Raw genomic sequence first — 11012 nt, forward strand, 5'->3', positions numbered from 1 at the left:
CGGGTAGCTCTTTCCCCGAACGTGGTCTTGCTCGCACAAAGAGACGGGGGCAGCTCCCGGTGAGGGGAGATGCCCCCGTACGAGCAGCGGTGGACCTCAGCTCTTCGCCTCCGCCAGCAGCTTCTGCATCCGGCTCACACCCTCGACGAGGTCCTCGTCACCGAGCGCGTACGACAGCCGCAGGTAGCCCGGCGTGCCGAAGGCCTCGCCCGGGACGACCGCGACCTCGGCCTCCTCCAGGATCAGCGCGGCCAGCTCCACGGTGTTCTGCGGACGCTTGCCGCGGATCTCCTTGCCGAGCAGGCCCTTGACCGACGGGTAGGCGTAGAACGCGCCTTCGGGCTCCGGGCAGAGCACGCCGTCGATCTCGTTGAGCATCCGCACGATCGTCTTGCGGCGCCGGTCGAAGGCCTCGCGCATCTTCGCGACGGCCTCCAGGTCGCCGGAGACGGCGGCCAGGGCGGCCACCTGGGCCACGTTGGACACGTTCGAGGTGGCGTGCGACTGCAGGTTCGTCGCGGCCTTGACGACGTCCTTCGGGCCGATGACCCAGCCCACGCGCCAGCCGGTCATGGCGTACGTCTTCGCCACGCCGTTGACCACGATGCACTTGTCGCGCAGCTCGGGCAGGATCGCCGGCAGCGAGGTGAACGTCGCGTCGCCGTAGACGAGGTGCTCGTAGATCTCGTCCGTGAGGACCCACAGGCCGTGCTCGACGGCCCAGCGGCCGATCGCCTCGGCCTCGGCCTCGCTGTAGACAGCGCCGGTCGGGTTGGACGGGGAGACGAAGAGCACGACCTTCGTCTTCTCCGTGCGGGCCGCCTCCAGCTGCTCCACGCTCACCCGGTAGCCGGTCGTCTCGTCGGCGACGACCTCCACCGGGACACCGCCGGCCAGCCGGATCGACTCCGGGTACGTCGTCCAGTACGGCGCCGGGACGATGACCTCGTCACCCGGGTCGAGGATGGCGGCGAACGCCTCGTAGATGGCCTGCTTGCCGCCGTTGGTCACCAGGATCTGGGACGGGTCGACCTCGTAGTTCGAGTCGCGCAGCGTCTTCGCGGCGATCGCGGCCTTCAGCTCGGGCAGGCCGCCGGCCGGGGTGTAGCGGTGGTATTTCGGGTTCTTGCAGGCCTCGATGGCCGCCTCGACGATGTAGTCCGGGGTCGGGAAGTCGGGCTCGCCTGCGCCGAAGCCGATCACCGGACGCCCGGCGGCCTTCAGGGCCTTGGCCTTGGCGTCCACGGCGAGGGTCGCGGACTCGGAGATCGCGCCGACTCGGGCGGAGACCCGGCGCTCGGTGGGAGGGGTTGCAGCGCTCATGAGGCCATCGTTCCAGAACGGAAATGCCCCCGGCACGCGGGTTTCACAGACTGAACAGCAAGGGGTCGAGACATGAACACGGGTCCGAATCCGGCCCCCGGCCAGGACGATCTTCGGCCGGGTGACCCCGGTCAGGCACTTTCTGTTCGACGCAGGGGCCCGGACCACGTACACTCTCACCTCGTTGGCCTTCAGCAGCCGCTCCCCAGCCGGTGCACACCGAGCACCCGGTCGGATGCGGTACGTTGGGGGACACACCAAAGGGTCGTAGCTCAATTGGTAGAGCACCGGTCTCCAAAACCGGCGGTTGGGGGTTCAAGTCCCTCCGGCCCTGCTACACACACCGCCAGGATGTGTGCGCATGTACGTACAGCAATGCACCGCCGTGCGGCTCAGAAACCGGGCGCGGCACGGCCACGACCCGGGATCAGGTGAGGACGAATGACGGACGCCGTGGGCTCCATCGACACGCCTGATGCTCAGGACGAGGTGCCCGAGTCCAAGAAGAAGGCCCGCAAGGGCGGCAAGCGCGCCAAGAAGGGCCCGCTGAAGCGCCTCGCCATCTTCTACCGCCAGATCGTCGCGGAACTCCGCAAGGTCGTCTGGCCGACGCGCAACCAGCTGACGTCGTACACCACTGTGGTGATCTTCTTCGTCGCCATCATGATCGCCCTGGTGACCGTGATTGACTATGGGCTCAACCACGCGGCCAAGTACGTCTTCGGCTGAGCCAAGAGCGAAGGGCGCCGTGGTACCGGCGCCCGTTTTCGCATGTTCCACCCCTATGTATCCAGGAAGAAGCAGCCATCGTGTCTGACCCGAACCTGAACGACGCCATCGAGCCGGACGAGACGGTGGACGACGAGCTCGACATCGTCGAGGGCGCGGATGAGCAGGACGAGTTCGAGGCTGCCGAGGCCGAGGCGGGCGAGCCGGCCGAAGAGGCCGCGCTGCACGTCGAGGACGAGGAGGGCGAGGACGTCGACACCGACGAGCCCGTCACCCTGGTCGACGAGGCCGCCGAAGAAGAGCCCGCTGAGCCCGTCGACCCGATCGAGGCCCTGCGCGAGGAGCTGCGCTCCCTGCCCGGCGAGTGGTACGTCATCCACACCTACGCCGGTTACGAGAACCGCGTGAAGACCAACCTGGAGCAGCGCGCCGTCTCGCTGAACGTCGAGGACTACATCTTCCAGGCCGAGGTGCCGCAGGAAGAGGTCGTCCAGATCAAGAACGGCGACCGCAAGACGATCAAGCAGAACAAGCTGCCGGGTTACGTCCTGGTCCGCATGGACCTGACCAACGAGTCGTGGGGCGTCGTCCGCAACACCCCGGGCGTCACCGGCTTCGTCGGCAACGCCTACGACCCCTACCCGCTGACTCTGGACGAGATCCTCAAGATGCTCGCCCCGGAGGCCGAGGAGAAGGCTGCCCGCGAGGCCGCCGAGGCCGAGGGCAAGCCCGCTCCGCAGCGCAAGGTCGAGGTCCAGGTTCTGGACTTCGAGGTCGGCGACTCGGTCACCGTCACCGACGGCCCGTTCGCCACGCTCCAGGCGACCATCAACGAGATCAACCCCGACTCGAAGAAGGTCAAGGGCCTGGTGGAGATCTTCGGCCGCGAGACGCCGGTCGAGCTCTCCTTCGACCAGATCCAGAAGAACTAGTTCATCGGGAAGCAGGTTCCCAAGAACCGGCCCCTTCTGGACGAACCGCTTCCGAGCAGGTCAGGCGGGCTGCCACAGCCCGTCTGACCTGCTCGGTTTTTGGCCGCGCATCCATACCCGTTATCGTTGTGCGGTATGCCTGCGTCCGGGTGCTCCCCGGAAGCGGGCAGGGACCCGAATTGAAAGGACCCGGAGAGTAATGCCTCCCAAGAAGAAGAAGGTCACGGGGCTCATCAAGCTCCAGATCAACGCCGGTGCCGCGAACCCGGCCCCGCCGGTCGGCCCCGCGCTCGGCCAGCACGGCGTCAACATCATGGAGTTCTGCAAGGCCTACAACGCCGCGACCGAGTCGCAGCGTGGCTGGGTCATCCCGGTGGAGATCACGGTCTACGAGGACCGCTCCTTCACCTTCGTCACCAAGACGCCGCCGGCCGCGAAGATGATCCTCAAGGCCGCGGGTGTCGAGAAGGGCTCCGGCGAGCCGCACAAGACCAAGGTCGCCAAGATCACCGAGGCGCAGGTCCGCGAGATCGCCCAGACCAAGCTGCCCGACCTCAACGCCAACGACCTGGACGCCGCGTCGAAGATCATCGCCGGCACCGCCCGTTCCATGGGCATCACGGTCGAGGGCTGACCCCCACCTTCGTAGAACCACCGTGGTAGGGCCTGCTCGGCCCGTACACCACGACTCCTCTCAGAACACACAGGAGCAGTTGTGAGCAAGCGCAGCAAGGCTCTCCGCGCTGCGGACGCCAAGGTCGACCGGGAGAAGCTGTACGCCCCGCTCGAGGCCGTCCGTCTCGCCAAGGAGACCTCCACGACCAAGTTCGACGGCACCGTCGAGGTCGCCTTCCGCCTGGGTGTCGACCCGCGCAAGGCCGACCAGATGGTCCGTGGCACCGTGAACCTTCCGCACGGCACCGGTAAGACCGCCCGGGTCCTGGTCTTCGCGACCGGTGACCGTGCCGAGGCCGCGCGTGCCGCGGGCGCCGACATCGTCGGCGCCGACGAACTGATCGACGAGGTGTCGAAGGGCCGTCTGGACTTCGACGCCGTCGTCGCCACCCCGGACCTCATGGGCAAGGTCGGCCGCCTCGGCCGCGTCCTCGGCCCGCGTGGTCTGATGCCGAACCCGAAGACCGGCACCGTGACCCCGGACGTGGCCAAGGCCGTGACCGAGATCAAGGGCGGCAAGATCGAGTTCCGCGTCGACAAGCACTCGAACCTGCACTTCATCATCGGCAAGACGTCGTTCGACGACACCAAGCTGGTGGAGAACTACGGCGCGGCCCTGGAGGAGATCCTCCGTCTGAAGCCGTCCGCCGCCAAGGGTCGCTACATCAAGAAGGCCGCCATCAGCACCACGATGGGCCCCGGCATTCCGGTCGACTCGAACCGCACCCGCAACCTCCTCGTCGAGGAGGACCCGGCCGCCGTCTGAGCCTCTCGCTCACCCCGGTAGCCGCGTCAGGTACGCGTCAATAGAGACGGGCCCTGCAACCTTCCAGGTGCAGGGCCCGTCCTATGTTTGTGCGACTTTTCGTACAACTGTCAGTGGCCTGAGTTAGCGTGCAGGCACAGGACACGCATAGGGGTGGGACATGAAGAGCACGACCGTACGCCGGGTGACCCTTTCCATCGCGGTGGTGACCGCGCTGGCCGGGGTGGCTGCCTGCGGCTCCCAGGATTCCGGGAAGGGCGACAAGGCGGTCGGCAAGAGCGTCACGCACGTCAGCCCCCTCGCCGCCCTGCGCTCCGCCGAGAAGTCCACGGACAAGGCCGATTCGGCCAAGGTCCGCTCCAGCACGTCCATCGGCGACACCATGTCGATGACGGCGAACGGCGCCCTCGCCTGGGGTGACGGCCTCAAGGGCAACCTCACCATCACCTACACCGGCGGCAAGATGGCCGATGCGATGCGCCAGGCCGGCACCACGTCGATGGACGCCCGCTATCTGCCGGACGCCTACTACGCGAAGATGAGCGAGAAGTTCGCCCAGCAGTTCGGCGGCAAGCACTGGATCAAGTACTCGTACGACGACCTCGCCAAGCTCGCCGGCAGCTCGGGCGCGTACCTCAAGGACCAGATGCAGAACACCACGCCGAACCAGTCGGTGAAGCTGCTGCTGGCCTCCGGCGATGTGAAGAAGGTCGGCGAGGAGAAGGTCTCCGGGGTCGACGCCACGCACTACTCGGGCACGGTCGACGTCGCCGACCTCGCCGACAAGAACAGCAACCTCACCGCCGACCAGCTGGCCGGCCTGAAGAAGCAGCTCACCCAGGCGGGCGTCACCACGGAGACCGTCGACATCTGGGTCGACGCCCAGAACCTGCTGGTCAAGAAGGTCGAGAAGGCGGACATGGCGACCGGCGCCATGACCAGCACGGCCTACTACAGCGACTACGGCGTGAAGGTTTCCGCCGAGGCGCCCCCGGCGGCCGACACCAAGGACTTCAAGGAGCTCATGAAGTCCGGCGGGAACGTGTCGAGCGGCAGCGAGACCTCCGTGCCGGGCGGCTCCGGCACCAGCTCCTGAGCCGGCACCAGCTCCTGAAGCCGGCGGCCTCCGCGCCCGGAGGCCGCCGCGGAAGGCCCTGGACCGGGCGCCGTAGAGCCCGATTTGCTCGACGGCGCCCCGGTCCCGTACTCTCCTGAAGAAGCCAAAGACCGCTGGTCGTTGCCGCACGCTCGAACGAGGGTGCGGTGGCCGAAGGATCCGCTGCAAAGTGGACGACCCGCGCAGGTGACTGTGGAAGAACTCCCGGAGCACGCGTTCACTCGTGTGGAGCCGGTCGAGTCCGCCCCGTGCGCCTGCGCCGGGGCGTTTCGTTTTCCCCAGTCCTCCTTCGGGTCCGCGCGGTCCGAATCACCCGGAAGGAGGCCGAGGCTCTATGGCGAGGCCCGACAAGGCTGCCGCGGTTGCCGAGCTGACGGACAAGTTCCGCAGCTCCAACGCCGCCGTGCTGACCGAGTACCGCGGTCTCACCGTGGCGCAGCTCAAGACGCTGCGCCGGTCGCTCGGTGAGAACGCCCAGTACGCCGTGGTGAAGAACACGCTGACCAAGATTGCGGCCAACGAGGCCGGGATCACGCTGGACGACCAGCTCTTCGCTGGTCCGACGGCCGTCGCCTTCGTCACCGGTGACCCGGTGGAGTCGGCGAAGGGTCTCCGTGACTTCGCCAAGGACAACCCGAATCTCATCATCAAGGGCGGTGTCCTTGACGGCAAGGCGCTGTCCGCCGATGAGATCAAGAAGCTTGCGGACCTCGAGTCCCGCGAGGTTCTGCTCTCCAAGCTGGCGGGTGCCTTCAAGGGCAAGCAGTCTCAGGCTGCTCAGCTCTTCCAGGCGCTTCCCTCGAAGCTCGTCCGCACCGTGGACGCTCTTCGCGCCAAGCGGGACGAGCAGGGCGGTGCCGAGTAATTCGGCTCGCTTTCTGACCTTGGCCGCCTAGGCGGCACGGGTCGCAGCGGGCCGACGTACGCCCGCCTCACCCAGTACATCCGGCACCAGCCGAATTAGTGGAAGGATCGCCCATCATGGCGAAGCTCAGCCAGGAAGACCTGCTCGCCCAGTTCGAGGAGATGACCCTCATCGAGCTCTCCGAGTTCGTGAAGGCCTTCGAGGAGAAGTTCGACGTCACCGCCGCCGCGGCCGTCGCTGTTGCCGCCCCCGCCGGTGGTGCCGGTGGCGCCGTTGCCGAGGTCGAGGAGAAGGACGAGTTCGACGTCATCCTCACCGGCGCCGGCGACAAGAAGATCCAGGTCATCAAGGTCGTGCGTGAGCTGACCTCCCTGGGTCTGAAGGAGGCCAAGGACCTCGTGGACGGCGCTCCGAAGCCGGTCCTCGAGAAGGTCGCCAAGGACGCCGCCGAGAAGGCCGCCGAGTCCCTCAAGGGCGCCGGCGCCTCCGTCGAGGTCAAGTAAGACCTTCCGGAGTCTCCACGACTCTCTCCGCGCGCTGAGTACGGCCTCCTGAGGCTGTAACGCGAACGCACCGAAGAGCGATCATCCATCCGGGTGGTCGCTCTTCGGCGTGTCCGGGGGTGCGACCTCGGTTGCCTTGCACTCGTGGTGGCGACGGGTATGGTGATCTTCGTTGTGTCTCCCGACACCGCCGTTTGGGCTGGGGGGCCTTGACGAACCGCACGCAGCGCGCAATTCTCAGGACGCGTCGTCACAAGGATCCGAATCCGAGGCATGGATCGACGACGAAGAGGGCAGTATCAACGTGCGTTGAGGGCAGACATGCCGAAGGCGTTGACAAGGGCGTTGACAAGGGCGTTGAGAACAACGAGGGTCTCGAAAAACCCGCACTGGACATCAGTGTGCCAAGTGGCTACACTGACCCTTTGCGCTGCCTGTTAGCTGTCCCCTGCCCGTCACCAGGGGTCTGCCCTCACTCGAGCACCGATGACCGAAGCTCCTTGACCTGGGGTTTCTGTCTCTGTGTACGGGAGGGACCGGTACGCGCGTAGTGAGTCCGAGCCCTCGGAAGGACCCCCTCTTGGCCGCCTCGCGCAACGCCTCGACCGCGAATACGAACAACGGCGCCAGCACCGCCCCGCTGCGCATCTCCTTTGCAAAGATCAAGGAGCCTCTCGAGGTTCCGAACCTGCTCGCGCTGCAGACCGAGAGCTTTGACTGGCTGCTCGGCAACACCGCCTGGCAGAGTCGGGTCGAGGAGGCTCTTGAGAACGGTCAGGACGTCCCCACCAAGTCCGGTCTGGAGGAGATCTTCGAGGAGATCTCCCCGATCGAGGACTTCTCCGGGTCGATGTCCCTGACGTTCCGGGACCACCGCTTCGAGCCGCCGAAGAACTCCATCGACGAGTGCAAGGAGCGCGACTTCACGTACGCTGCCCCGCTCTTCGTCACCGCCGAGTTCACCAACAACGAGACCGGTGAGATCAAGTCCCAGACGGTCTTCATGGGCGACTTCCCGCTCATGACGAACAAGGGCACCTTCGTCATCAACGGCACCGAGCGTGTCGTGGTGTCTCAGCTGGTCCGTTCCCCCGGTGTCTACTTCGACTCCTCCATCGACAAGACGTCCGACAAGGACATCTTCTCCGCCAAGATCATCCCGTCCCGGGGTGCCTGGCTGGAGATGGAGATCGACAAGCGTGACATGGTCGGTGTCCGTATCGACCGCAAGCGCAAGCAGTCGGTCACCGTCCTGCTGAAGGCGCTCGGTTGGACGACCGAGCAGATCCTTGAGGAGTTCGGCGACTACGAGTCGATGCGCGCCACCCTGGAGAAGGACCACACCCAGGGCCAGGACGACGCGCTCCTCGACATCTACCGCAAGCTGCGTCCGGGCGAGCCCCCCACGCGTGAGGCGGCGCAGACGCTCCTCGAGAACCTCTACTTCAACCCGAAGCGCTACGACCTCGCCAAGGTCGGTCGCTACAAGGTCAACAAGAAGCTGGGCGCGGACGCTCCGCTCGACGCGGGCATCCTGACCGTCGAGGACATCATCTCGACGATCAAGTACCTGGTGCAGCTGCACGCCGGCGAGACCGAGACCACCGGTGACAACGGCGACACGATGGTCGTCGAGACCGACGACATCGACCACTTCGGCAACCGTCGTCTGCGCAGCGTCGGCGAGCTGATCCAGAACCAGGTCCGTACGGGTCTCGCCCGTATGGAGCGTGTCGTGCGCGAGCGCATGACCACCCAGGACGTCGAGGCGATCACGCCGCAGACCCTGATCAACATCCGGCCGGTCGTCGCCTCCATCAAGGAGTTCTTCGGTACCAGCCAGCTGTCCCAGTTCATGGACCAGAACAACCCGCTGTCGGGTCTCACCCACAAGCGCCGCCTGTCGGCCCTTGGTCCGGGTGGTCTCTCCCGTGAGCGGGCCGGCTTCGAGGTCCGTGACGTGCACCCGTCGCACTACGGCCGCATGTGCCCGATCGAGACGCCTGAAGGACCGAACATCGGTCTGATCGGCTCGCTCGCCTCCTACGGCCGGGTCAACGCGTTCGGTTTCGTCGAGACCCCGTACCGCAAGGTGAACGACGGCCAGGTCACCGACGAGGTCGACTACCTGACCGCCGACGAGGAAGACCGCTTCGTCATCGCGCAGGCCAACGCCACGCTGAACGACGAACTCCGGTTCGCCGAGGCGCGCGTCCTGGTCCGCCGCCGTGGCGGCGAGGTCGACTACGTCAGCCCCGAGGACGTCGACTACATGGACGTCTCGCCGCGCCAGATGGTGTCGGTCGCGACGGCCATGATCCCCTTCCTCGAGCACGACGACGCCAACCGTGCCCTCATGGGCGCGAACATGATGCGTCAGGCCGTTCCGCTGATTAAGTCGGAGGCCCCGCTCGTCGGCACCGGCATGGAGTACCGCTCCGCCGTCGACGCCGGCGACGTGGTCAAGGCCGAGAAGGCGGGTGTGGTCCAGGAGGTCTCCGCGGACTACATCACCACCGCCAACGACGACGGCACGTACATCACGTACCGCCTGGCCAAGTTCGCCCGCTCCAACCAGGGCACCTCGGTCAACCAGAAGGTCATCGTCAACGAGGGCGACCGGATCATCGAGGGCCAGGTCCTCTCCGACGGCCCGGCCACCCAGAACGGTGAGATGGCCCTCGGCAAGAACCTGCTCGTGGCGTTCATGCCGTGGGAGGGTCACAACTACGAGGACGCGATCATCCTGTCGCAGCGCCTCGTGCAGGACGACGTCCTCTCCTCGATCCACATCGAGGAGCACGAGGTCGACGCTCGTGACACCAAGCTCGGCCCCGAGGAGATCACCCGGGACATCCCGAACGTCTCCGAGGAGGTCCTCGCGGACCTCGACGAGCGCGGCATCATCCGTATCGGTGCCGAGGTCATCGCCGGCGACATCCTCGTCGGCAAGGTGACCCCGAAGGGTGAGACCGAGCTGACCCCCGAGGAGCGCCTGCTGCGCGCGATCTTCGGTGAGAAGGCCCGTGAGGTCCGTGACACCTCGCTGAAGGTGCCGCACGGCGAGACCGGCAAGGTCATCGGCGTCCGCGTCTTCGACCGCGAGGAGGGCGACGAGCTTCCCCCCGGTGTGAACCAGCTGGTGCGCGTGTACGTGGCGCAGAAGCGCAAGATCACCGACGGTGACAAGCTCGCCGGCCGTCACGGCAACAAGGGTGTCATCTCGAAGATCCTGCCCATCGAGGACATGCCGTTCCTCGAGGACGGAACTCCGGTCGACATCATCCTCAACCCGCTCGGTGTCCCGTCCCGAATGAACCCGGGACAGGTCCTGGAGATCCACCTCGGCTGGCTCGCCAGCCGCGGCTGGGACGTCTCCGGTCTCGCGGACGAGTGGGCGCAGCGCCTGCAGGCCATCGGTGCCGACCAGGTCGCCCCGCGCACCAACGTCGCCACCCCGGTCTTCGACGGTGCGCGCGAGGACGAGCTGGCGGGTCTGCTGCAGCACACCATCCCGAACCGCGACGGCGAGCGCATGGTGCTCCCGTCCGGCAAGGCGCGGCTGTTCGACGGCCGTAGCGGTGAGCCGTTCCCGGACCCGATCTCGGTCGGCTACATGTACATCCTGAAGCTGCACCACCTGGTCGACGACAAGCTGCACGCCCGCTCGACCGGCCCGTACTCGATGATCACCCAGCAGCCGCTGGGTGGTAAGGCGCAGTTCGGCGGTCAGCGCTTCGGTGAGATGGAGGTGTGGGCCCTCGAGGCCTACGGCGCCGCGTACGCCCTCCAGGAGCTGCTGACCATCAAGTCCGACGACGTCACCGGCCGCGTGAAGGTCTACGAGGCCATCGTCAAGGGCGAGAACATCCCCGAGCCCGGCATCCCCGAGTCCTTCAAGGTGCTCATCAAGGAGATGCAGTCGCTCTGCCTGAACGTGGAGGTGCTGTCCAGCGACGGTATGTCCATCGAGATGCGCGACACCGACGAGGACGTCTTCCGCGCTGCGGAGGAGCTCGGCATCGACCTGTCCCGGCGCGAGCCGAGCAGCGTCGAAGAGGTCTGACGGGAGTCCGGCGGGGCCCTCACCCACAGGGCCCCG

At 66.5% G+C, this 11012-nt stretch carries 9 protein-coding genes and 1 tRNA gene; 9 read left to right on the forward strand and 1 reads right to left on the reverse strand.

Translation table 11 applies throughout. The features are described from left to right. Positions 1 to 96 precede the first annotated feature (96 nt). Positions 97 to 1323: a pyridoxal phosphate-dependent aminotransferase gene (locus ABZ471_RS09515; protein ID WP_359064260.1), complete on the reverse strand. Its 1227-nt coding sequence runs from the start codon at positions 1321 to 1323 to the stop codon at positions 97 to 99. Between the two features lie 261 nt (positions 1324 to 1584). Between ABZ471_RS09515 and ABZ471_RS09520 the strand changes: the two genes are divergently transcribed. The 9 genes from ABZ471_RS09520 (at position 1585) to rpoB (ending at position 10976) form a co-directional block, all read left to right on the forward strand. After that, positions 1585 to 1657: transfer RNA gene (locus tag ABZ471_RS09520), tRNA-Trp, on the forward strand. A 107-nt stretch (positions 1658 to 1764) separates the two neighbouring features. Next, the gene (gene secE, locus ABZ471_RS09525) at positions 1765 to 2052 is read left to right on the forward strand and encodes a preprotein translocase subunit SecE (RefSeq protein ID WP_066995645.1); all 288 of its coding nucleotides are present in this window, start codon (positions 1765 to 1767) and stop codon (positions 2050 to 2052) included. 80 nt (positions 2053 to 2132) lie between these two features. Beyond that, positions 2133 to 2984, forward strand: coding sequence for a transcription termination/antitermination protein NusG (gene nusG, locus ABZ471_RS09530; RefSeq protein WP_359064263.1), 852 nt, complete (start codon positions 2133 to 2135; stop codon positions 2982 to 2984). A 199-nt stretch (positions 2985 to 3183) separates the two neighbouring features. Next, positions 3184 to 3618, forward strand: coding sequence for a 50S ribosomal protein L11 (gene rplK, locus ABZ471_RS09535; protein ID WP_037858373.1), 435 nt, complete (start codon positions 3184 to 3186; stop codon positions 3616 to 3618). An 81-nt stretch (positions 3619 to 3699) separates the two neighbouring features. After that, a complete protein-coding gene (rplA, locus tag ABZ471_RS09540) occupies positions 3700 to 4425 on the forward strand; it encodes a 50S ribosomal protein L1 (protein ID WP_359064265.1) in 726 nt (241 codons plus the stop codon). A 160-nt stretch (positions 4426 to 4585) separates the two neighbouring features. Continuing rightward, on the forward strand, positions 4586 to 5521 hold the full coding sequence (locus ABZ471_RS09545) for a hypothetical protein (protein WP_359064267.1): 936 nt from the start codon (positions 4586 to 4588) through the stop codon (positions 5519 to 5521). Between the two features lie 355 nt (positions 5522 to 5876). Further along, positions 5877 to 6407: a 50S ribosomal protein L10 gene (gene rplJ / locus ABZ471_RS09550; protein WP_359064269.1), complete on the forward strand. Its 531-nt coding sequence runs from the start codon at positions 5877 to 5879 to the stop codon at positions 6405 to 6407. A gap of 116 nt (positions 6408 to 6523) precedes the next feature. Continuing rightward, entirely contained in the window at positions 6524 to 6910 is a 387-nt protein-coding gene (gene rplL / locus ABZ471_RS09555; protein WP_359064271.1) for a 50S ribosomal protein L7/L12, read from the forward strand. A gap of 580 nt (positions 6911 to 7490) precedes the next feature. Continuing rightward, positions 7491 to 10976, forward strand: a complete 3486-nt coding sequence (gene rpoB, locus ABZ471_RS09560; RefSeq protein WP_359064273.1) for a DNA-directed RNA polymerase subunit beta — start codon at positions 7491 to 7493, stop codon at positions 10974 to 10976. Positions 10977 to 11012: the final 36 nt, after the last annotated feature.

Origin of the sequence: Streptomyces sp. NPDC005728 (assembly GCF_040630895.1) — a bacterium.
In the GTDB taxonomy this organism is placed as follows: Bacteria; Actinomycetota; Actinomycetes; order Streptomycetales; family Streptomycetaceae; genus Streptomyces.